Raw genomic sequence first — 20,452 nt, forward strand, 5'->3', positions numbered from 1 at the left:
GTCATCGACCGCGCAGGAAAAGTTTGTCCAGGTCGTCCAGGCCCATCTGGGTCCAGGTGGGTCGGCCATGGTTGCACTGCCCGCTGCGCTCGGTGTTTTCCATGTCGCGCAGCAGGGCGTTCATCTCTGGGATGGCCAGGCGCCGGTTGGCGCGCACCGCGCCGTGGCAGGCCATGGTGCCCAGCAGTTCGTTCAGGTGCGCCTGGATACGGTCGCTGGTGCCATACTCCATCAGGTCAGCGAGCACGTCCTGCACCAGACGGTTGGCCTCGGCCTGCTTGAGCAGTGCCGGAATCTGCCTGATCGCCAGGGTCTCGGGGCCCAGGCGCTGCAATTCGAAACCCAGTCGCTGGAACCATTGGGCGTGCTCTTCGGCGCAGTCGGCTTCTCGCTGGCTCAAGGCCAGCGTCTCAGGCACGAGCAACGGCTGGCCACTGAGCCCCTCGCTGGCCATGGCCACCTTGAGGCGTTCATACATGATCCGCTCATGGGCGGCGTGCATGTCCACCAACACTAGGCCGATCGCGTTCTCGGCGAGGATGTAAATGCCCTTCAACTGCGCCAGGGCGTAACCGAGGGGCGGAATGTCACCCTTGCCCTCAGGCAGCGATACTGGCGCGCCGGTGGTGCCGCCCAACGGCGCGTAGAACTCGCGATAGACCGCTTGCGCCTCGGCAGCCGGTACCGGCTGGGACGGGCGCGGCGTATACGAGTACTGGTAACCGGCACCGTTACCGCCACTGCCAGTACTGGAATAGGAACGCGGCTCGGCCTGGGGCTGCTCGAGCACTGGCGAGGCCAGGCGCATTTCGCCCTGCGGGCCGAACTCTCCCGCCTGCAGACCACTGGGACGGACGATTTCCGCCGCAGGGGCCGGTGCCGCCAGCTGGTCTTCCGGACGCACATCGGCCAAGGCCCGGTGCAAGGTGCCGTACAGGAAGTCGTGCACCATGCGCCCTTCGCGGAACCGCACTTCGTGCTTGGTCGGGTGCACGTTGACGTCGACGCCGTTGGGCTCCAGCTCCAGGAACAGCACGAAGGTCGGGTGCCGGCCATTGAACAGCACGTCGCGGTAGGCTTGGCGCACCGCGTGGGCGACCAGCTTGTCGCGCACCGCGCGGCCATTGACGAAGAAGTACTGCAAGTCGGCCTGGCTGCGCGAGAACGTGGGCAGTCCGACCCAACCCCACAGACGCAAACCGTTGCGCTCGACGTCGATCGGCAGTGCCTGCTCCAGGAACCCCGGCCCACAAATGGCGCCGACCCGTCGCGCCCGCGCAACCTCGTCGTGGGCCTCGTGCAGGCTGAGGATGCTCTTGCCGTTGTGGCGCAGGTGGAAACCCACGTCGAATCGCGCCAGCGCAAGGCGTCGGATGACTTCCTGCAGATGATCGAATTCGGTTTTCTCGGCCTTGAGGAACTTACGTCGGGCCGGGGTATTGAAGAACAGGTCGCGCACCTCTACCGAAGTGCCGACCGGGTGCGCGGCAGGCTGTACGCGCGGGGTCATGTCCCGCCCCTCGGTTTCGACCTGCCAGGCTTCGGTGGCATCGGCAGTGCGCGAGGTGAGGGTCAGCCGCGCCACCGAACTGATCGACGCCAGTGCCTCGCCACGGAAACCGAGGCTCAATACACCTTCAAGGTCTTCCAGTTCGCGGATCTTGCTGGTGGCGTGTCGAGCCAGGGCCAGCGGCAGGTCGTCGGCGGAGATACCGCCACCGTCGTCGCGGACCCGCAGCAACTTGACCCCGCCCTGCTCCACTTCGACATCGATGCGACGTGCGCCCGAGTCAAGGCTGTTTTCCAGCAGTTCCTTGGCCACCGAAGCAGGGCGCTCGACCACCTCGCCCGCAGCGATCTGGTTGGCCAGCCGCGGGCTGAGCAGCTGGATGCGCGAGCCCCCACTCATTGCTGAGAGGCCAGGGTGGTGGCGGGGATATCGAGGTGCTGGCCGACCTTCAGCTCATCGCTCTTGAGGCTGTTGCTGCTGCGCAGGCTGGCCACGCTGACCTGGTAGCGCACGGCGATCATCGCCAATGTTTCGCCGGGACGCACGGTATGTTCACGCGGGCCCTGGGCGATCTTGCCACTGTCGCGCAGCCAGGCGATGTAGGTGCCAGGTGGCGGGTTCTGCTGGAAGTACTGGCGTACGCCGGTATGGATCGAGCGCGCCAGGGCTTGCTGGTGGCTGGCGGTGGCCAGTTTGGCAGCTTCGTTGTTGTTGGAGATGAACCCGGTTTCCACGAGGATCGACGGGATATCAGGTGACTTCAACACCATGAACCCGGCCTGCTCGACCCGCTGTTTGTGCAGGGAAGTGACCCGTCCCATGTTGCCCAGCACCTTCTGGCCGACATTGAGACTCGAGCTGAGCGTGGCGGTCATCGACAGGTCGAGCAGCACTCCGGCCAGCATGCGGTCCTTGTCGTCCAGACTGACGTTGCCCGCACCACCGATCAGGTCGGAGCGGTTTTCCGTGTCCGCCAGCCAGCGGGCAGTCTCGGAAGTGGCACCTCGATCGGACAACGCGAACACCGAGGCACCGAAGGCGGCACGGGACGGCGCGGCATCGGCGTGGATAGAAATGAACAGGTCTGCGCCTTTCTTACGGGCAATCTCGGTGCGTTTACGCAGCGGAATGAAGTAGTCGCCGGTGCGGGTCAGCTCGGCGCGGTAGCCCTTCTCGGTATTGATCTGGCGCTGCAGCTCCTTGGCGATCTGCAGCACGATGTCTTTCTCGTGCTGACCACGCGAACCCGAAGCCCCCGGGTCTTCGCCACCGTGGCCGGCGTCGATGGCAACCACGATATCGCGCTTGCCACTGGGCACCGGCGGCAACTTGATGGCCGGCTGGGCTGGGGTTACTGGGACCGCAGGGGTGGTCGCAGGCGCCTGTGCTGGCGGCGCGGCTGGCGTGCTGGCAGCAACGGCATCGGCTTCCTGGTCGTACAGGTCGACCACCAGGCGGTTGCCATACTGGGCATTGGGCGCCAGGGTGAAGCTCTTTGGCGTGACCGACTTCTTCAGGTCGACCACCACGCGCAGGTCGGTGGGGGTCCGCTGGGCGGAACGCACGCTGCTGATCGGCGTATTGGACGTGGAGACGTTCAGCGGCGCGGCCAAGGTCGCACCGTTGATGTCGATGACCAGGCGATCCGGAGCGCTCAAGGTGAAGACGCTGTGCTGCACGGGGCCAGACAGGTCGAAGACCAGCCGCGTGTTGTCCGGCGCGCGCCACAGGCGCATGCTCTTGACTTGTGTGACGGCCAGAGCGTCAACGGTCACCGCTGTCAGCAGCAGCCCTACCACGGCGACCAGTGCGCGTATGCGCATACCTACCCCACTTACTGTTTATAGTCTTTGGCCAGTGCCAGGCACCATGCCTCGCCGCGAGCCCCCTGCGGCGACAGGTTCAGCGAGCGTCCGCCCGCTTGGGGGCTTATGGTAATGGTCAGGTCAGGCTTTGGCAAAACGCCCGCACCCTTTTGTGGCCACTCGAACAGACACAACGGGTCACCTTCGAAATAGTCACGAATCCCCATGAACTCGAGCTCTTCAGGATCGACCAGGCGGTAAAGGTCGAAATGGAAGGCGCGCACATCACCGATTTCGTAGGGCTCGACCACGGTGAACGTGGGGCTTTTCACTGCCCCCGTATGGCCCAGGCCGCGAATCAGGCCCCGCGACAGCGTGGTCTTGCCCGCGCCCAGGTCGCCTTCGAGAAAGATCACGCCGTGACCGCCGGTCACTCCAGCCAGCTTCGCACCAAAGGCGACCATGGCCTCTTCATCGGCCAGAAAAAGGGTTATGCCTGACACGCAGAATGCTCCTCCAACAACTCACGAATGACCGGCGCCAGATCACTGGCCGCCAAGCCTCTACCTTCGACGCCCAGACGCTCACCCGCGCAAGCATGCAGCCATACGCCGAGGCAGGCTGCACGCCAGGCATCCTGCCCCTGGGCCAGCAATGCCCCCAGCACGCCGGTCAGCACATCGCCGAGGCCTGCTCCGGCCATCGCCGGATGACCACGCTCACACAATGCCAACCGCCCTGATGGGTCGGCCACCAGTGAGCCCGCCCCCTTGAGCACGCACACACTGGCATAGCGGCGAGCCAGCTTACGCGCCGCCCCAGGTCGATCCGCCTGCACCGCCTCGGTGGAAATACCCAGCAGACGCGCAGCCTCACCAGGGTGTGGGGTGAGGATGCTCCCGCTGGGCAAGGCCAAAGGCGTGCGTGCCAGCAGATTCAGGGCATCGGCATCCCACACCTGAGGTTGATCGGCATTGGCTACCGCAGACAGCAGGCTGCGTCCCCAGGCAGCCTGCCCGAGGCCTGGGCCGACAACCAGCACCGACGCCCGCTCCAGCACGCTCACCAGTTGGTTCGCCGAACTCACCCCAAGGCACATCACCTCGGGCAGCCGAGCCAGGCCCGCTGCAACGTGCTCGGGACGGGTGGCCACACTGACCAGCCCGGCACCACAGCGCAATGCCGCCTCGGCACTGAGCAACACGGCGCCCCCGGTGCCGAGGTCGCCGCCCACCACCAGCACGTGGCCAAAATCGCCTTTGTGAGCCTGTGCAGAACGTGCAGGCAGGCCCGCGACGGTCTCGCGGTCGAGTCGCAGCGGGGCATTGCCGGGTTGTTTGGTCTGGGGCATGGGGTCAAAGGCTCCAATGTCTGGCAGAATTATACGCACCTGAGCCTGTATTGCCTTACCCATCCATGCCTGTCTCCACACCTGACCTCGCCGCACTGGCCCAATCGATCAAGGATTTCGGCCGCGAACTCGGTTTTGCCCACGTTGGCATCGCCGGCGTCGACCTTGGCGAGCACGAACAGCACCTGCAGCGCTGGCTGGATGCAGGCTACCAGGGCGAGATGGACTACCTGGCGACCCACGGCAGCAAGCGCTCGCACCCCGACCAGCTGATTCCTGGCACCCTTCGGGTGGTGTCGCTGCGCATGGACTACCTGCCCGGCGATACCCAGATGGCCCAGCGCCTGGCCCAGCCGGAAAAAGCCTACGTCTCGCGCTACGCCCTGGGCCGCGACTACCACAAGCTGGTGCGCAAGCGCGTGCAGCATCTGGCCGACCGCATCCAGGAGGTGATCGGCCCCTTCGGCTATCGCGCCTTCGTCGACAGTGCCCCGGTGCTGGAAAAGGCCATTGCCGAACAGGCCGGGCTTGGCTGGATTGGCAAGAACACCCTGCTGCTCAACCGCAAAGCCGGAAGCTACTTCTTCCTCGCCGAACTGTTCGTCGACCTGCCGTTACCGGTGGACGAAGCCCACACCAGCGAGCACTGCGGACGCTGCCAGGCATGCCTGGACATCTGTCCGACCCAGGCGTTCGTGGGGCCCTACGTGCTGGATGCCAGGCGCTGTATCTCCTACCTGACCATCGAGCTCAAGGGTGCCATTCCGGTGGAACTGCGCGCGATGATCGGCAACCGGGTATTCGGTTGCGACGACTGCCAGATCGTCTGCCCGTGGAACCGATTCGCCAGCCACACCCGCGAGGACGACTTCATGCCTCGACACGGGCTGGAGAACAGCGAACTGGCCGAGATGTTCCTGTGGGACGAGAGGACCTTCCTGCGCAAGACCGAAGGAGGGCCATTGCGCCGCGCCGGGTACGAGCGCTGGCTGCGCAACCTGGCGGTGGGGTTGGGCAATGCGCCGACGACGATTCCGGTGCTGGAAGCGTTGAAGGCGCGCCGGGACGACCCTTCGGCGCTGGTGCGCGAGCACGTGGAATGGGCGCTGGGGCGGCATGGAGCGCTGTAGAGGAGGTCGAAGCTGGCGGGGTCGTCTCGCAGCGTTCAGTGCGCGGGAGATCGAGCGCCGCCCGCGCGGGCGTATCGCGAGCAACGCTCGCGCCTACCGCGATCTCAGGCCCATTCGAACCACTGGCATTACTGCCCGTCGCAGCCCGCTCTTACTGCTGGTCGTTATAGTGAAACTTGGGCATTTCCCAATGGAACCTGATTGCCAACAAGCGCAACAGGAACCCACCGAACAAGGTCAGTAGCATGGCCTGCTCCGCTGGCACCTGGAAATGCACGCACCCCAGGTAGAACCAAGCCGCCGCGAACGACACACTGGCATACAGCTCCCGACGGAACACCAGCGGAATATCGTTGCAGAAGATATCCCGCAAGATCCCGCCAAACACCCCGGTGATCACTCCGCTGATCGAGGCCACCAGCATCCCCTGCCCCATCTCCAGCGCCGTCATGCAGCCAATCAGGGTAAAGGCCACCAGCCCCAGCGCATCGAGCACCAGGAACAACGAGCGCAGGCGACGCATCATCGGCGCGATGAAAATCGTCAGCAGCGCAGCGCAGCTGGTCAGCACCAGGTACTCCGGGTGCTTCACCCAGGTCAACGGATAATGGCCGAGCAAGACATCACGCACCGAGCCGCCCCCAAGGGCCGTGACGCAGGCGATCAGCACCACGCCAAACCAGTCCATGCCACGTCGACCGGCGGACAAGGCGCCGGTCATGGCTTCTGCGGTGATGGCAATGAGATAGAGCATCAACAACATGGTGCAGATCCCTGCGAAAAAGGCGCGCAGTCTAACCAGTTGCCAAGGGCACCAAAAGAGGGCGTGCAGACAATATCTGCACCCTCACGGCTCAAACCTTGATGAAGTGCTCGCGATAGTGGCGCAATTCGGCGATCGATTCGCGGATATCGTCCAGCGCCAGATGGGTTCCGCCCTTCTTGAAGCTGTCGCGCACGTTAGGCGCCCAGCGTGCGGCCAACTCCTTGAGGGTCGAGACGTCAAGGTTGCGGTAGTGGAAGTAGTTTTCCAGCTCGCGCATGTGCCGGTAAAGGAAACGGCGGTCCTGACAGATGCTGTTGCCGCAGATCGGCGACTTGCCTTTGGGCACCCACTGTTCGAGGAAAGCGATGGTATGCGCCTCGGCCTCGGCCATGCTGATACTGCTCTCGCGCACGCGCTGGGTCAGCCCCGAGGCACCGTGGGTGCGAGTGTTCCATTCGTCCATGCGCGCCAGCACTTCGTCACTGTGGTGGATGGCGATCACCGGGCCTTCGGCCAAGGTGTTCAGGTCGCTGTCGGTAACGATGGTGGCCATCTCGATGATGACGTCGTTGTCCGGATCCAGGCCGGTCATTTCCAGATCGATCCAGATCAGGTTCTGTGGGTTCTGCATGAAAGGGGCTCCTCGTATAGGCCGTCATAGTAGCCTAGCGGGGCTGACCGATGCATTCGAAGCGCAAAGGTAACGAGAATGGTCCGTCGCCCGGCATGCTAAACTGCGTGCCGTTTTCTTTTGTGCACCGCCAACACGGAACCTTCATGGCCAAACGCCAGCTCAACCGCCGCCAGAACTGGCGCATCGAAAAAATCCAGAACGAGCGCGCCGCTCGCGCCGCCAAACGCGAGCAGCATGTCCTGCAGGAGCTGGAGGGCGGCGACCTGGGGCCGGAGCAATTGGGCCTGGTGATCGCCCACTTCGGCGTACAAGTCGAGGTCGAGGCCCAGGACGGCGAGATTGCCGGCCAGGTGTTTCGCTGCCACCTGCGGGCCAACCTGCCAGCGCTGGTGACCGGCGACCGCGTAGTCTGGCGTGCAGGCAACCAAGGCATCGGCGTGATCGTCGCGCAGATGCCCCGCAGTACCGAGCTGTGCCGACCGAACAACCATGGCCAGCTCAAACCGGTGGCGGCCAACGTCGACTTGATCGTGATCGTCTTCGCCCCGGCGCCCGAACCGCACCCCAACCTGATCGACCGCTACCTGGTGGCCGCCGAGCACGCCGGTATTCGCCCGCTGCTGCTGCTGAACAAGGCCGACCTCATCAACGAAGAGAACGGCCCGGCGCTGCATGCCCTGCTCGAGGTCTACCGCGACCTGGGCTACCCGCTGCTTGAGGTTTCGGCGCATCACGGCGATGGCATGCAACGCCTGCAGCAGATGCTGAACGAGCACATCAGCGTGTTCGTCGGTCAATCCGGGGTTGGCAAGTCTTCGCTGGTCAACAGCCTGCTGCCCGAGGCCAGCACCCGCGTCGGCGATCTGTCGGAGTGGTCGGGCCAAGGCACCCACACCACCACTACCGCACGGCTGTACCACTTCCCCAACGGCGGCGACCTGATCGACTCACCGGGGATCCGTGAGTTCGGCCTGGGTCACGTCAGCCGCAACGATGTCGAGGATGGATTCATCGAGTTTCGCGACCTGTTCGGGACGTGCCGCTTCCGCGACTGCAAGCATGATCGCGAGCCGGGTTGCGCACTGCTCAAGGCGCTGGAGGATGGGCGCATCAAGCAGCAGCGGATGAACAGCTACCGCTCGATCATCGCCAGTTTGCCCGAAGACAGTTACTGAGCCTCGGCAATGGGCCGCAAAGCGGCCCTGACCGGCTACTGGTCCTTGGCCTCGTCCATCTTCAACACACCGTCTTCGAAGATGTTCAGCTTCTGCCGTAGCTCACGCGGCTGCATCGGTGCCTCGGTCGGCGCCGGCGCCGCCGATGCTCCGGGTGCTCCAGGCGCTGCGGGCGCGGGCGTCTCGGCAGGCGGCGTCTCCGGTGTACCTTGCTCACCCTCGATGGTGCGCTGGGCCTTTTTCGTCAGCACGATGATGTCGATACGCCGGTTGACCGGGTTGAACGGGTTCTTGCGATCGAACAGCGACGATGAGGCATAGCCTACTACCCGCGCCACCTGCTCATCCGGGTAGCCGCCTGCGACAAGTGCACGGCGCGCCGCATTGGCTCGGTTGGCCGAAAGCTCCCAGTTGCCGAACTCGCCGGTACCGGCATAAGGCTTGGCATCGGTGTGACCGCTGATGCTGATCTTGTTAGGCACCGCCTTGATGGTGTCAGCCATGGCCAGCAGGATATCTTCGAAGTACGGCTGCAGGCGTGCGCTGCCCAGGTCGAACATCGGGCGGTTCTCGGCGTCCATGATCTGGATACGCAAGCCGTCCTGGGTGATCTCGAAGAGAATCTGGTCCTTGAACTTCTGCAGCTGCGGGTTCTCCTCGACTTTGTTCTGCAACTCCTGCAGCAGCAGTTCGAGGCGCTCGCGCTCCACCTGCTCGGCCATGGTTTGCACCTGGTCTTCGTTCAGCTGAATGCTGGTATCAGGTGTAGGCTCGGATTTTTGCTCCGGGTTGATGGTCTTTTCCGGAGCCAACTGCGGCGAACCACCCAAGTCGATGATGAAGGGTGTGCCGCTTTCGGTGAATCCGATCGGGTCCTTGAAATAACCGGCGATGGCGAGTTTCTGCTCGGGCGTGGCGGTAGACAGCAACCACAACACCAGGAAGAACGCCATCATCGCCGTGGCGAAGTCGGCGAAGGCGATCTTCCAGGCGCCGCCATGGTGACCGCCGCCGTAGCGCTTGACGCGCTTGATGATTATCGGCTGGTTGTTTTCCATGACTCAGCGACCGCGAACCGCTTGTTCCAATTCGGCAAAGCTCGGACGATGCTTCGGATACAGCACCTTGCGACCGAACTCGACGGCCAGCGAAGGCGGCATACCAGAGGCCGAGGCCACCAGCGAGGCCTTGATCGCCTCGTAGAGGTTGAGTTCTTCCTTGGCATCGTGCTCCAGGCACTTGGCCAGTGGACCGAAGAAACCATAGGCCGCCAGAATACCGAAGAAGGTACCGACCAGCGCCGCACCCACGTGCAGACCGATCGATTTCTGGTCGCCATCACCCAGCGAAGCCATGGTCACCACGATACCCAGTACCGCCGCGACGATACCGAAACCGGGCATGCCGTCGGCGATGCCGTTGACCGCATGGGATGGGTGCTCGAGCTCTTCCTTCATGCTCAGCAGCTCCATGTCGAACAGCCCTTCCAGCTCGTGGGGCGCCATGTTGCCGGTGGACATGATGCGCAAGTAGTCGCAGATGAACGCGGTCATGCGCTCATCGCCAAGCACTGCGGGGTATTTTGCGAAGATCGGGCTGGCCGCTGCATCCTCGATATCGCTCTCGATGGCCATCATGCCTTCGCGACGGCTCTTGTTGAGGATTTCGTACACCAGGCCCAGCACCTCCAAGTAGAAGGTATGGGTAAAACGCGAGCCAAACATCTTCAGCGACTTCTTGATTACATGCATGGTCATGTAACCAGGGTTGGCCTGCATGAAGGCGCCGAAGGCCGCCCCACCGATGATCAGCACTTCGAACGGCTGGATCAGTGCCGCGATCTTGCCGTGGGAAAGCACGTACCCGCCGAGCACGCTCGCGAATACGACGATGATGCCGATAATTTTAGCCATAGGTTCAAAGCACTTGCAGTCGTGGTCAGGATGAGGGACGGGAGCCTTAAAACTCTTCTTCTACTTATCGGCAGAACTGCGCCAGACTATAGCCACTCAATGCGAAAAGCCAGTTCGGACTGATGTCAAAATGCCAATTGAAACTAAGGTACCTACTCAGGCTCCGCGTACATTAGACGCGTGGATCAAACTGCTGGACAGTGTCCGATTGCCGGTGCCGAAGCAGAGCCATGACACAGTTTTGTCGGCGATCAACGACAGCCGCCGCTCCCTGCGCGACATTGCCGAACTGATGCAGGACAGCCCGGCCCTGGTGCTGTCAGTGATGCGCGAGGCCAATCACCCGGCCAACGCCAGCCTGGCGGAACCGGCCGAAAGCCTGGAAATCGCCCTCAATCGCCTGGGCCTGGGGCGCACCCGGGAACTGCTGATGCGCCTGCCCGCGCTGCCCGATGACGATATCCCGCCCGTGCTGCGCCAATTCCTGCTGATCAGCCAGCACGCCTCGCAGCAGGCCAACGGCCTGTTCGCCAGCCGCCTGGCGCGGCTGTGGCAAGAGATCCACTGGGGCAGCCTGCTGTTCCTGTCGCCCTTGTGGCCCATGGCCTTGGCCTACCCGAAGCTGCTCGATGCCTGGGAGCTGCGTGTTATCCACAAAGGCGAAGAGGCCGCAGAGGTCGAGTCCGAACTGTTTGGCGTGCGCATCCTGGCGCTGTGCCAAGCCGTGGCCGAGCACTGGCGCCTGTCGCAATGGGTGACACAAGGCTATCGCCTGCTGCTGGAAGAACGTGAGCAACTGAGCCAGATCCTGAGCATCGCCCGCGATCAGGACCTGCTGAGCCAGCAGCATCGCCTGGACGAAGCGCCCGCCCTGAGCCGCTGGTTCAATCAACCGGCCAACACCGTGCTGCTGGCCAACAACCTCGCGCTGGCGGCCCAGGTCGGCTGGGACAATCCGCACCTACTGCGCTGGCAGTTACTGACCGCGCTCTACCTGCAGACTTCGCTGGAAGACGTGCAGCAACAGGTTCACCAACAGGCGGCCGCCAGCGCCCGCCGCCACGCCAGGCATGCCCTGTTCCACCCTGCCGAAGCCCTTATCTGGCCATGGCATCAGCGCCGCCCGCACCCTGACATGCTGGCACCACCGCCCCCTACCCGCGAGGACCTGGGCGCCTGGCGCAAGCTGTGCGAGCAGATGCTCGCGCAACCCAGCCCATTCACCAACGCCGTGCACTTGTCCAACCAGGCGCGCCAAGCCTTGCAGGCATGCGGCATGCAGCGCATCCTGCTGTTGACCCTGGACAAGGCCAGCGACCTGCTGCGCGTCCAGCAAGCCGCCGGGCTGCCCAAGGAGGCGGCGGCGATCGCCTTGCCGGTTGCTCAGAACAGGCTGTTGCAGAAGCTGGTCAGCAAGGCCGGCCAGCTGCGCCTGACACCCGAAAACCATGCCCAGTTCTCAGCACTGCTGCCTCCCCCCCTACGCGCGTTCTTTCGCAGCGAGCATGTGTTGCTGCGTTCGCTGGCGGTCAACGACCAGGTGCTGATGCTGGCCGTGGCCGACCAGGGCGGCAAGCCACTGGCCGATGTCAGCGTGCAAGCTTTCGGCAAGACCGCGCAATGCATCGAGCGTGCTCTGGCGGTGTTTGCCACCCGCAACGCCTGAGCCTTGCGCTACAATCGCCCCTCTTTCCACACTGGAGAACGTGGATGACTGACTTTTCCGGATTGCCCCTGGTGATCGAACCCGAGGACCTGTTGCCACGCCTGAATTCGCCGCAACTGATCCTGGTCGACCTGAGCAGCGCCAACCGCTATGTCAGCGGGCATATCCCCGGGGCACGCTTCGTCGAGGGCAAGCGCACCCAGCTCGGCCAGCCGCCAGCGCCAGGCCTGCTGCCAGCCCTGACTGACCTGGAGAAGCTGTTCGGCGAACTCGGCCATCGCGACGATGCCGTCTATGTGGTCTACGACGATGAAGGGGGCGGCTGGGCCGGCCGCTTCATCTGGCTGCTGGATGTGATTGGTCACAAGGCCTACCACTACCTCAATGGCGGTATCCAGTCGTGGCCGGCCGACAAGCTGTCCACCGACGTGCCTGCCGCGGCCAGCACATCGGTAAGACTGCACCTGCACCAGGAGCCCACCGCCACCCGCGAATACCTGCAAAGCCGCCTGGGTGCCGACGACCTGGTGATCTGGGATGCCCGCGGCCCACAAGAGTTTTCTGGCGAGAAGGTGCTGGCGGCCAAGGGCGGACACATTCCAGGGGCCATCAACTTCGAGTGGACCGCAGGCATGGACCTCAACGACCACCTGCGCATCCGCAAGGACATCGCCGAAGTCCTCCAGAGCCTGGGCATCACGCCGGACAAGGAAGTGATCACCCACTGCCAGACCCACCGCCGCTCCGGTTTCACCTACCTGGTGGCCAAAGCCCTTGGCTACCCGCGCATCAAGGCTTACGCCGGTTCGTGGAGCGAATGGGGCAACCACCCGGACACGCCTGTAGAAGTCTAAGGAACCTGCATGAAATCCCGTTTGTTCATCATCAGCCAGTACCTGCTGCCGCATCATCTGCTGTCGCGGCTGGCGGGCTGCATCGCCGAGTGCCGCGCGCGCTGGTTCAAGAATGCCTTTACCGCCTGGTTCGCCAAGCGCTACCAGGTGAACATGAACGAAGCACTGGTCGAAGACCTCACCGCCTACGAGCACTTCAACGCCTTCTTCACCCGCGCCCTCAAGCCAGGCGCGCGCCCGCTGGACGAAACCCCCGGCGCGATCCTTTGCCCGGCCGACGGTGCGGTGAGCCAACTGGGCCCGATCGAGCACGGCCGGATCTTCCAGGCCAAGGGCCACAGCTTCAGCGCGCTGGAGCTGCTGGGCGGCGACCCTGCCCTGGCGGCGCCCTTCATGGGCGGTGAATTCGCCACCATCTACCTGTCGCCCAAGGACTACCACCGCGTGCACATGCCGCTTGCCGGCACCCTGCGCGAAATGGTCTATGTGCCGGGCCGCCTGTTCTCGGTCAACCAGACCACCGCGGAGAACGTCCCCGAACTGTTCGCCCGCAACGAGCGTGTGGTCTGCCTGTTCGATACCGAGCGGGGCCCGATGGCCGTGGTGCTGGTCGGTGCGATGATCGTCGCCTCGATCGAAACCGTTTGGGCAGGCCTGGTCACGCCCCCCAAGCGTGAGCTGAAGACGTTCCGCTATGACGAAGGCAGCCGTGCGCCGATTCATCTGGAAAAAGGCGCCGAACTGGGTCGCTTCAAGCTGGGCTCGACCGCCATCGTGCTGTTCGGTCCAGAGCAAGTGAAGTGGGCCGAGTCGCTGGGCGCTGGCTCGGCGGTGCGCATGGGCCAGCTGCTGGCTCAGCCGCAACAAGGTTGATCGCTTCAACGCCCCCGGCGCAAGGCCGGGGGCGTCTTCTTGGCAGCAATGGCTAACCGAGCAGGCTGCGGAAGCCGATCGGGCCCTCGTTGTTGTAAGTGTTGGTACCGTTGAGAGTAAGCCCGCCATCCTCGGACCTGACGCTCAAGGCGACGACGCTCTGGTTGTCGCGCCCACCGATCACCCACTCCCCGCCCGGATGCCAAGGGGCACTGCTGCCACCCCACTGGTTCTGCACCTGGTAGCGGTTCTGCGCAATGCGCTTGCCCTGGAAGCCGATCGGTCCCTCGCCGGCATAGGTCATGACACCTTGCAGAGTCTGACCTCCATCGGTCGACTTGACGTCCACCGACACCACCTTCTGATTGTCGCGGCCACCGATTACCCAGATCCCGCCCGGGTGCCAAGGTGCCGAGTTACCGCCCCACTGATTCTCCACTGCGTACTTGAACATGAACTTCATCTCCTTGAAGTTGATAGCCACGAGGACTCCCCCCGGGCCAGTACGGTCGATGGGTGAACCGTACGGATCCAAGCCTAGATGGTGATCAAAGGATGACTTAGAACAGTTCGCAATCAGCGATGTAGCGGCCAGTTGCCACGCCCCTCAGCCCCGCAGACGCCGCCTTGTGCCGGGAAAGGGCCGCCAGGCGGCCCTCTGGCGACTCGAGGCCGCTCCCACGGTGCCGTGCAGGGCACCAGAGGCTGGGATCAACCCCGCGCGTCGCGGTCGCGCATGCCCAGCAAATACAGCACGCCGTCGAGGCCCAAGGTGGAAATCGCCTGTTTGGCCGACTGACGCACCAGTGGTTTGGCCCGGAAGGCCACGCCCAGGCCGGCCAGCGAGAGCATCGGCAAGTCGTTGGCACCGTCGCCCACGGCGATGGTCTGGTCCAGTTGCAGGCCCTCTTCGCTCGCCAGTTGCTGCAGCAGGTCGGCCTTGCGCTGGGCGTCGACGATCGGCTCCACGGCCACGCCGGTCACTTTGCCATCGACCACTTCCAGTTCGTTGGCGAACACATAGTCGATGCCCAGGCGCGCCTGGACCTGCTTGGCGAAGTAGGAGAAGCCGCCCGAGAGGATCGCGGTCTTGTAACCCAGGCGCTTGAGCTCGGCGAACAGGTTCTCGGCACCCTCGGTCAGACGCAGGGAAGCGCCGATCTCGTCCAGTACGCCCACATCCAGGCCCTTGAGCAGCGCCATGCGCTCCTTGAAGCTGGCGCGAAAATCCAGCTCGCCGCGCATCGCCCGCTCGGTGATAGCCGAGACCTGTTCGCCCACACCCGCGGCCTTGGCCAACTCGTCGATGACCTCGGCCTCAATCAGCGTCGAGTCCATGTCGAACACCGCCAGACGGCGATTGCGGCGATACAGGTCGTCCTTCTGGAAGGCGATGTCGATCTTCAACTCGTCCGACAGGGCGAAGAAGTCCGCGCGCAGGGCCTGGGCATCGCTCGGTTCGCCACGGACGGAGATCTCCAGGGCGGCCTTGCCTTTTTCCTGCTGGGCATCCAGCACCACCCGGGCCGACAGGCGCTCGATGCGCTCGATGGTCAGCTCGTACTTACTGATGACCGCACTCACCCGTTGCAATTGCTCGGGGGTGATCTTACGGCTGAGCAGCGTAACGATGTGGCGTGCCTCACCGTGACCGTCAGCCCAGTGCTGGTAGTCAGCCTCGGAAATGGGCGTGTAGCGCGCCTGCAGGTTCAGCTCATGGGCCTTGGCCTGGACGGCTTGCAGCAGGCGGGTGGACACTTCGTTGTCCGGGATATCGACCAGGATGCCGAACGACAACGTGCCATGCATGACCGCAAGACCTATGTCGAGGATGTTCACTCCGCCCTGGAGCAGGACGCCGGTAATGGCCGCAGTGAGACCGGGACGGTCCTCACCGGTGATGTTGATCAGGACGATTTCGCGCACAACCTGGCTCCGACTTCGATGAAAAATGCGCATTCTACCGATTTTCCGTGACCATCGGGCGCCAACGATACTTTGCCGACAAAACACGGCTCGCTATACTGCGCAACACTTTTCCGCCATAAAGAGCCGCGCTCTGTGAACCGGCCTACGCCCGTCAAACCAGACAACTTCTTCCTGATGATCTTCCGTGCCCTGCGCCAACGTCGCATTCCCCTGGCACTGCGCATCGCCATCACCAACATTTTCCTGGTGGCGCTAGCGTTAGTGATCTACGCCTGCGTGATGGGCCTGCAATTCAAGCAGGCCATGCACGAACAGGCCGACGCCCTTGGCCAGAGCCTGACCACCCAGACCGCCACCTCGGCGACCGAGTTGCTGGTGTCCAACGACATCCTCAGCCTCAACGTGCTGCTGGGCAACCTGGTGAAGAACCCGCTGGTAGCCCATGCCGCCATCTACAGCGTGGATAACCGCATACTGGCCGAAGCCGGCCAGCGCCCGCGCAACAGCCTGCTGGGCGAGGCCGAGGGCCTGTATCAGACCAAAATCACCTTCCAGGACGTGACCGCCGGGCAACTGCGCATCAGCCTGGACATGAGCCAGTTCCAGCAACCGATGCTGATCAGCCTGCAAAGCATGGGCATCCTGGCTGCGATCCTACTGGCACTGGCTTTGAGCCTGAGCCTGCGCCAGGGCCGTTACATCACCACGCCGCTGCTGCAACTGCGCGTATGGCTGCGTGATCCGCACCCCTATACCCCGGCTACCGACCGTCAGGATGAAATCGGCGACCTGGCTCGCCAACTGCACGCACGCCTGGCCCCTCCTCCGCCCCCGGAGCCGGAGGAAGAGGAAGACGACGAGGACAGCTTCGACGACCTGCACGACGTCGCCACCACCGCCAAGCCAGCACCACGAGCGCACGCCGTGGCGCAGGCGGACGACGAAGACGATGAGGCGTTTGCCGGGCTGTTGGACGAAGACAGCCCCCCCAAGGCCAGCGCTGTCTCCTCCAGCGAGCCGCAGAACACCGCAGTGCTAGCGGTCCAGCTGGGCTCCCAGGAGCAGCTGCGCCGTTTGCCACGCACACGCCTGACCGAGCTGCTGGAGCGTTACCGCGACTGCCTGGAACAAGCGGCGTCGCTGTACGAAGGCGAAACCTACACGCTCAATGACGGCAGCACCCTGGTGCTCTTCCACAGTGGCGACAGTGGCGAGGACTACCTGACCAATGCCATCTGCTGTGGCGAGTTGCTGCGCGCCTTGGGCCATGCACTGCAGATCGAAGTGGCGGACAGCGGTATTACCCTGCAACTGCAGTTGGGCCTGGTATCGGGCGATGATCTGCAAGGTATGGAGCAGGTCGACCTGCTGATGACCGAAAAGGCCCAGGACGCCCTGGCCCTGTCCCAGCACAGCCGCAACCTGCTGCTGGTCGAGCGCCAGATCAGCGATGACAACCTGATTCGCCAGCGGGCTCGTATCCGGCCGATCGCCAGCCCTGAAGGCGCGTGCTGCGTAGAACGCTTGATGGAGCCTTATCCGTCGATGCTGGAGCGGCAACTGGCGCGCATGCACGAGCGCCGAGCCTGATCGCCGGCCAAGCGTTCCTGGAGCCGGCGCCCTGCAGAGGCTGCATGGCCAGAATGCCAGACACAAAAAAGCCCGCAGCGATGCGGGCCTTTTTTTGCCTGGCGGTTCGATCAGAACCGATAGACTTCCATATCGGTACGAATCGGTGACGCCATCGGAATCTTGGATTTCTCTGGCCCTTTCTTCACCTGCACCGGTGCAGCGGGTTTCTTCGGCGCCTCTTCGGCGATGGCCGGTTGATTGGCCAACGGCTTGACCGCGGTGCTCAACTGTTCAGCCAGCTTCTGCAGCAACTGCCCCTGGGCTTGCACTTGCGAAGCTTCGCTACCCTCGTGCGGCTGCTCGAGGTGGACGATGCGGTTGTCACGGACGTGGCCACGACGGTCGAGCAGACGCCACTGGGCGTCGAGGATCGCCGGTTGGTTCTTGCCCGAATCCAGGCGGGTAATCGACAGCAGCACCTGCACGTCCGGCGTGAAGCCCGTGCTCGCCGGGGCCAGGACGACGCGCTGGCTGTCCAGGCGCCAGGCCAGCTGACGTACCAGCAATTGATCGATATCCGCCGACAGGCTGCCCGCCCAACGGCCATCGGTGGCCGAACTCAAGCTGCCGTCAGGCTGACGCTGCAGGAAGGTTTCGCGCTGCAGGTAATCGGCGATCGATACCGGGCCGAGCACCACGGCCATGCCCGCACTCTGCGAAGGCTGGCCGGGATCACCACTATCGAGTTGGTACAGGGCCATGGGCTGATGCATGCTGCATCCGCCCAGTCCCAGCAAACCCGTCATCAGCAGCGCAAATGGAAGGCGCAGGAATTTCATTCATCCCATCCAGGCGGTCGCCACCAGGCAAACCGCAGTGATACTCATGTAGATTCAATCGGGTACTCGGCCACGCCGGCACCACAAGGGCACTATCATCCGCGAAATATTGGCCCGACTCCAGCATTTCTGCCTGGAACGACGCTGAAATTGCCGTTCCAGACAGACTACTCGCTTATGCCGGGACTTCCACCTGCAACCCGTCTACCCGCTGGAACCCGCGTGGCAGCTTACTACCGCGTCGGCCCCGCTCACCCTTGTAGTGCTCAAGGTCATCTGGTTTCAGGGATAGGGTACGCTTGCCAGCTTGCAACACAAGAGTCGCTCCCTCGGCGATGACGGCCAAATCTGTGACAAATTCTTCACGGCTGGCCACTCGATCACCGGGCACGCCAATGATCTTGTTGCCCTTGCCCTTGGCCAACTGCGGCAGGTCGGCAACCTTGAACACCAGCAGGCGCCCTTCGCTCGTCACCGCGGCCAGCCAGTCCTGCTCACGGTTGGCCACCGGGCGCGGAGTCATCACCTTGGCACCGTTTGGCAGGCTCAGCAGGCCCTTGCCGGCCTTGTTCTTCGCCTGCAGGTCCTCGCCCTTGACCACGAAGCCGTAACCGGCGTCCGAAGCCACCACGTAGAGCGCATCGTCGTCCGGCAATAGCACGCACTCGAAGGTGGCACCTGGCGGCGGTGTCAGACGACCGGTCAGTGGCTCACCCTGGCCCCGTGCCGAAGGCAGGGTGTGCGCAGCCAGCGAATAGCTGCGGCCGGTCGAGTCGATGAGCACGGCAAACTGGTTGGAGCGACCAGCAGCCGCCGCCTTGAAGCCGTCGCCCGCCTTGTACGAAAGCCCGGTGGCATCGATATCGTGGCCTTTGGCGCAGCGTACCCAGCCCTTTTCCGACAACACCACGGTCACAGGCTCAGTCGGCATCAGCTCATTTTCCGACAGCGCCTTGGCCTCTGCGCGCTCGACGATCGGCGAACGGCGGTCGTCGCCGTAGGTTTCAGCGTCCTTGATCAGCTCGCTGCGCACCAGCTTGCGCAGTTTCGCATCGCTGCCAAGCAGCGCGAGCAGCTTGGCCTGTTCCTTGAGCAACTCGTCCTGCTCGCCACGGATTTTCATTTCTTCCAGGCGAGCCAGCTGGCGCAAGCGGGTTTCAAGGATGTACTCGGCCTGGATTTCAGTCAGGTCGAAACGCGCGATCAGGGCCTGCTTGGGCTGGTCCTCGGTGCGGATGATGTGGATCACTTCGTCCAGGTTGAGGAACGCGGTGAGCAAACCCTCCAACAGGTGCAGGCGCTTCTCGACCTTTTCCAGACGGTGCTGCAGGCGGCGGCGGACAGTACCGATGCGGTATTCCAGCCACTCCAGCAACAGCGCACGCAGATTCTTGAGCTGCGGACGGCCATCCAGACCAATGATGTTGACGTTGACCCGATAACTGCTTTCCAGATCAGTGGTAGCGAACAGGTGCTGCATCAGTTCGGCGGCATCCACACGGTTGGAACGCGGGATGATGACGATACGGCAAGGGTTCTCGTGGTCCGACTCATCGCGCAGGTCGGCAACCATCGGCAGCTTCTTTGCCTGCATCTGCGCGGCGATCTGCTCCAGCACCTTGGCACCGGAGACCTGATGCGGCAGCGCGGTGACCACGATATCGCCGTCTTCGACGCGATAGACCGCACGCATGCGGATCGAGCCGCGGCCACTTTCGTAGATCTTGAGGATCTCGGCACGCGGCGTGACGATTTCGGCTTCGGTCGGGTAATCCGGGCCCTGGATATGCTCGCACAGTTGCTCGATGGTGGCCTTGGGCTCGTCGAGCAGGCGCACACAGGCGCTGGCCACCTCGCGCAGGTTGTGCGGCGGCACGTCGGTCGCCATGCCCACGGCGATACCCGTGGTGCCGTTGAGCAGGATGTTCGGCAGGCGCGCCGGCAGCACCGCCGGCTCCTGCAAGGTACCGTCGAAGTTCGGCACCCAGTCCACCGTACCTTGGCCCAGCTCGCTGAGCAGCACTTCGGAGTAACGCGACAGGCGCGCCTCGGTGTAACGCATCGCGGCGAACGACTTCGGATCATCCGGCGCACCCCAGTTACCCTGGCCATCGACCAGGGTGTAGCGGTAGCTGAACGGCTGCGCCATCAACACCATCGCTTCGTAGCAGGCCGAGTCGCCGTGGGGGTGGAACTTGCCGAGCACGTCACCGACGGTACGGGCGGATTTCTTGTGCTTGGCGTCGGCATCGAGCCCCAACTCGCTCATGGCGTAGACGATGCGTCGCTGCACCGGCTTCAGGCCGTCGCCGATATGCGGCAGGGCCCGGTCCATGATCACGTACATGGAATAGTTGAGGTAGGCCTGTTCGGTGAAGTCAGCCAGCGAGCGGCGTTCGACGCCGTCGAGGCTGAGTTCCAGTGAGTCGCTCATG

18 protein-coding genes are annotated in these 20,452 nt (G+C 63.6%); 6 read left to right on the forward strand and 12 right to left on the reverse strand.

The genetic code is table 11. From position 1 onward, the window contains the following. Position 1 precedes the first annotated feature (1 nt). From mutL to C4Q26_RS09135, 4 genes are read right to left on the reverse strand one after another with little or no spacing between them, the layout of a single operon-like run. Positions 2-1,909 (reverse strand): DNA mismatch repair endonuclease MutL, encoded by a 1,908-nt coding sequence (gene mutL, locus C4Q26_RS09120; RefSeq protein ID WP_023378466.1) that lies wholly within the window; start codon positions 1,907-1,909, stop codon positions 2-4. Further along, complete coding sequence (locus C4Q26_RS09125) at positions 1,906-3,333, reverse strand: N-acetylmuramoyl-L-alanine amidase (protein ID WP_023378465.1); 1,428 nt, start codon at positions 3,331-3,333, stop codon at positions 1,906-1,908. Before C4Q26_RS09125 ends, mutL begins: the two co-directional genes overlap by 4 nt. An 11-nt stretch (positions 3,334-3,344) precedes the next feature. Continuing rightward, a complete protein-coding gene (gene tsaE, locus C4Q26_RS09130) occupies positions 3,345-3,818 on the reverse strand; it encodes a tRNA (adenosine(37)-N6)-threonylcarbamoyltransferase complex ATPase subunit type 1 TsaE (protein WP_023378464.1) in 474 nt (157 codons plus the stop codon). Then, complete coding sequence (locus C4Q26_RS09135) at positions 3,806-4,666, reverse strand: NAD(P)H-hydrate dehydratase (protein ID WP_023378463.1); 861 nt, start codon at positions 4,664-4,666, stop codon at positions 3,806-3,808. Before C4Q26_RS09135 ends, tsaE begins: the two co-directional genes overlap by 13 nt. 65 nt (positions 4,667-4,731) lie before the next feature. Here C4Q26_RS09135 and queG point away from each other — a divergent pair, with 65 nt between their 5' ends. Beyond that, the gene (gene queG / locus C4Q26_RS09140) at positions 4,732-5,796 is read left to right on the forward strand and encodes a tRNA epoxyqueuosine(34) reductase QueG (RefSeq protein WP_104882236.1); all 1,065 of its coding nucleotides are present in this window, start codon (positions 4,732-4,734) and stop codon (positions 5,794-5,796) included. 151 nt (positions 5,797-5,947) lie between these two features. Here the strand turns inward: queG and C4Q26_RS09145 are convergent, their stop codons facing one another. Beyond that, a complete protein-coding gene (locus C4Q26_RS09145; protein WP_023378461.1) occupies positions 5,948-6,559 on the reverse strand; it encodes a trimeric intracellular cation channel family protein in 612 nt (203 codons plus the stop codon). 91 nt (positions 6,560-6,650) lie between these two features. Then, positions 6,651-7,193 carry an oligoribonuclease gene (gene orn / locus C4Q26_RS09150; protein WP_104883012.1) on the reverse strand — a complete coding sequence of 181 codons (543 nt, stop codon included), beginning with the start codon at positions 7,191-7,193 and terminating at the stop codon, positions 6,651-6,653. A gap of 146 nt (positions 7,194-7,339) precedes the next feature. Between orn and rsgA the strand changes: the two genes are divergently transcribed. Continuing rightward, the gene (gene rsgA, locus C4Q26_RS09155; protein WP_104883013.1) at positions 7,340-8,371 is read left to right on the forward strand and encodes a small ribosomal subunit biogenesis GTPase RsgA; all 1,032 of its coding nucleotides are present in this window, start codon (positions 7,340-7,342) and stop codon (positions 8,369-8,371) included. Between the two features lie 35 nt (positions 8,372-8,406). On the opposite strand, the gene motB is transcribed toward rsgA, so the two are convergent. Together motB and motA are read right to left on the reverse strand one after the other, a co-directional pair. Beyond that, complete coding sequence (motB, locus tag C4Q26_RS09160) at positions 8,407-9,429, reverse strand: flagellar motor protein MotB (RefSeq protein WP_023378458.1); 1,023 nt, start codon at positions 9,427-9,429, stop codon at positions 8,407-8,409. A 3-nt stretch (positions 9,430-9,432) separates the two neighbouring features. Beyond that, positions 9,433-10,284, reverse strand: a complete 852-nt coding sequence (gene motA / locus C4Q26_RS09165; protein WP_023378457.1) for a flagellar motor stator protein MotA — start codon at positions 10,282-10,284, stop codon at positions 9,433-9,435. 130 nt (positions 10,285-10,414) lie between these two features. On the opposite strand from motA, the gene C4Q26_RS09170 reads away from it, so the two are divergent. Genes C4Q26_RS09170 through asd form a run of 3 tightly spaced genes read left to right on the forward strand, consistent with a single transcriptional unit; the run spans position 10,415 to position 13,677 of the window. Further along, the gene (locus C4Q26_RS09170; RefSeq protein WP_023378456.1) at positions 10,415-11,950 is read left to right on the forward strand and encodes an HDOD domain-containing protein; all 1,536 of its coding nucleotides are present in this window, start codon (positions 10,415-10,417) and stop codon (positions 11,948-11,950) included. A 44-nt stretch (positions 11,951-11,994) separates the two neighbouring features. Beyond that, positions 11,995-12,804 carry a rhodanese-like domain-containing protein gene (locus C4Q26_RS09175; RefSeq protein WP_023378455.1) on the forward strand — a complete coding sequence of 270 codons (810 nt, stop codon included), beginning with the start codon at positions 11,995-11,997 and terminating at the stop codon, positions 12,802-12,804. 9 nt (positions 12,805-12,813) lie between these two features. After that, the gene (gene asd, locus C4Q26_RS09180) at positions 12,814-13,677 is read left to right on the forward strand and encodes an archaetidylserine decarboxylase (RefSeq protein ID WP_023378454.1); all 864 of its coding nucleotides are present in this window, start codon (positions 12,814-12,816) and stop codon (positions 13,675-13,677) included. A gap of 52 nt (positions 13,678-13,729) precedes the next feature. On the opposite strand, the gene C4Q26_RS09185 is transcribed toward asd, so the two are convergent. Together C4Q26_RS09185 and serB are read right to left on the reverse strand one after the other, a co-directional pair. Next, positions 13,730-14,131, reverse strand: a complete 402-nt coding sequence (locus C4Q26_RS09185; protein ID WP_027907962.1) for a hypothetical protein — start codon at positions 14,129-14,131, stop codon at positions 13,730-13,732. 257 nt (positions 14,132-14,388) lie between these two features. Next, complete coding sequence (serB, locus tag C4Q26_RS09190; protein ID WP_023378452.1) at positions 14,389-15,603, reverse strand: phosphoserine phosphatase SerB; 1,215 nt, start codon at positions 15,601-15,603, stop codon at positions 14,389-14,391. A 135-nt stretch (positions 15,604-15,738) separates the two neighbouring features. On the opposite strand from serB, the gene C4Q26_RS09195 reads away from it, so the two are divergent. Next, the gene (locus C4Q26_RS09195) at positions 15,739-17,196 is read left to right on the forward strand and encodes an AhpA/YtjB family protein (RefSeq protein ID WP_027907961.1); all 1,458 of its coding nucleotides are present in this window, start codon (positions 15,739-15,741) and stop codon (positions 17,194-17,196) included. A gap of 110 nt (positions 17,197-17,306) precedes the next feature. Here C4Q26_RS09195 and C4Q26_RS09200 read toward each other — a convergent pair whose 3' ends face one another. Beyond that, the gene (locus C4Q26_RS09200) at positions 17,307-18,017 is read right to left on the reverse strand and encodes a membrane integrity-associated transporter subunit PqiC (RefSeq protein WP_027907960.1); all 711 of its coding nucleotides are present in this window, start codon (positions 18,015-18,017) and stop codon (positions 17,307-17,309) included. A 175-nt stretch (positions 18,018-18,192) separates the two neighbouring features. Then, on the reverse strand, positions 18,193-20,451 hold the full coding sequence (gene parC, locus C4Q26_RS09205) for a DNA topoisomerase IV subunit A (RefSeq protein ID WP_023378448.1): 2,259 nt from the start codon (positions 20,449-20,451) through the stop codon (positions 18,193-18,195). Position 20,452: the final 1 nt, after the last annotated feature.

It is taken from the genome of Pseudomonas sp. SWI44, from assembly GCF_002947915.1.
In the GTDB taxonomy this organism is placed as follows: domain Bacteria; phylum Pseudomonadota; class Gammaproteobacteria; order Pseudomonadales; family Pseudomonadaceae; genus Aquipseudomonas; species Aquipseudomonas taiwanensis.

What these genes read in the sequence shown, in the direction of transcription:
- mutL (WP_023378466.1), bottom strand. Translation starts at nt 1,909, where the DNA reads ATGAGTGGGGGCTCGCGCATCCAGCTGCTCAGCCCGCGGCTGGCCAAC.
- C4Q26_RS09125 (WP_023378465.1), bottom strand. Translation starts at nt 3,333, where the DNA reads ATGCGCATACGCGCACTGGTCGCCGTGGTAGGGCTGCTGCTGACAGCG.
- C4Q26_RS09135 (WP_023378463.1), bottom strand. Translation starts at nt 4,666, where the DNA reads ATGCCCCAGACCAAACAACCCGGCAATGCCCCGCTGCGACTCGACCGC.
- queG (WP_104882236.1), top strand. Translation starts at nt 4,732, where the DNA reads ATGCCTGTCTCCACACCTGACCTCGCCGCACTGGCCCAATCGATCAAG.
- C4Q26_RS09145 (WP_023378461.1), bottom strand. Translation starts at nt 6,559, where the DNA reads ATGTTGTTGATGCTCTATCTCATTGCCATCACCGCAGAAGCCATGACC.
- orn (WP_104883012.1), bottom strand. Translation starts at nt 7,193, where the DNA reads ATGCAGAACCCACAGAACCTGATCTGGATCGATCTGGAAATGACCGGC.
- rsgA (WP_104883013.1), top strand. Translation starts at nt 7,340, where the DNA reads ATGGCCAAACGCCAGCTCAACCGCCGCCAGAACTGGCGCATCGAAAAA.
- motB (WP_023378458.1), bottom strand. Translation starts at nt 9,429, where the DNA reads ATGGAAAACAACCAGCCGATAATCATCAAGCGCGTCAAGCGCTACGGC.
- motA (WP_023378457.1), bottom strand. Translation starts at nt 10,284, where the DNA reads ATGGCTAAAATTATCGGCATCATCGTCGTATTCGCGAGCGTGCTCGGC.
- C4Q26_RS09170 (WP_023378456.1), top strand. Translation starts at nt 10,415, where the DNA reads ATGCCAATTGAAACTAAGGTACCTACTCAGGCTCCGCGTACATTAGAC.
- C4Q26_RS09175 (WP_023378455.1), top strand. Translation starts at nt 11,995, where the DNA reads ATGACTGACTTTTCCGGATTGCCCCTGGTGATCGAACCCGAGGACCTG.
- asd (WP_023378454.1), top strand. Translation starts at nt 12,814, where the DNA reads ATGAAATCCCGTTTGTTCATCATCAGCCAGTACCTGCTGCCGCATCAT.
- C4Q26_RS09185 (WP_027907962.1), bottom strand. Translation starts at nt 14,131, where the DNA reads ATGTTCAAGTACGCAGTGGAGAATCAGTGGGGCGGTAACTCGGCACCT.
- C4Q26_RS09200 (WP_027907960.1), bottom strand. Translation starts at nt 18,017, where the DNA reads ATGAAATTCCTGCGCCTTCCATTTGCGCTGCTGATGACGGGTTTGCTG.
- parC (WP_023378448.1), bottom strand. Translation starts at nt 20,451, where the DNA reads ATGAGCGACTCACTGGAACTCAGCCTCGACGGCGTCGAACGCCGCTCG.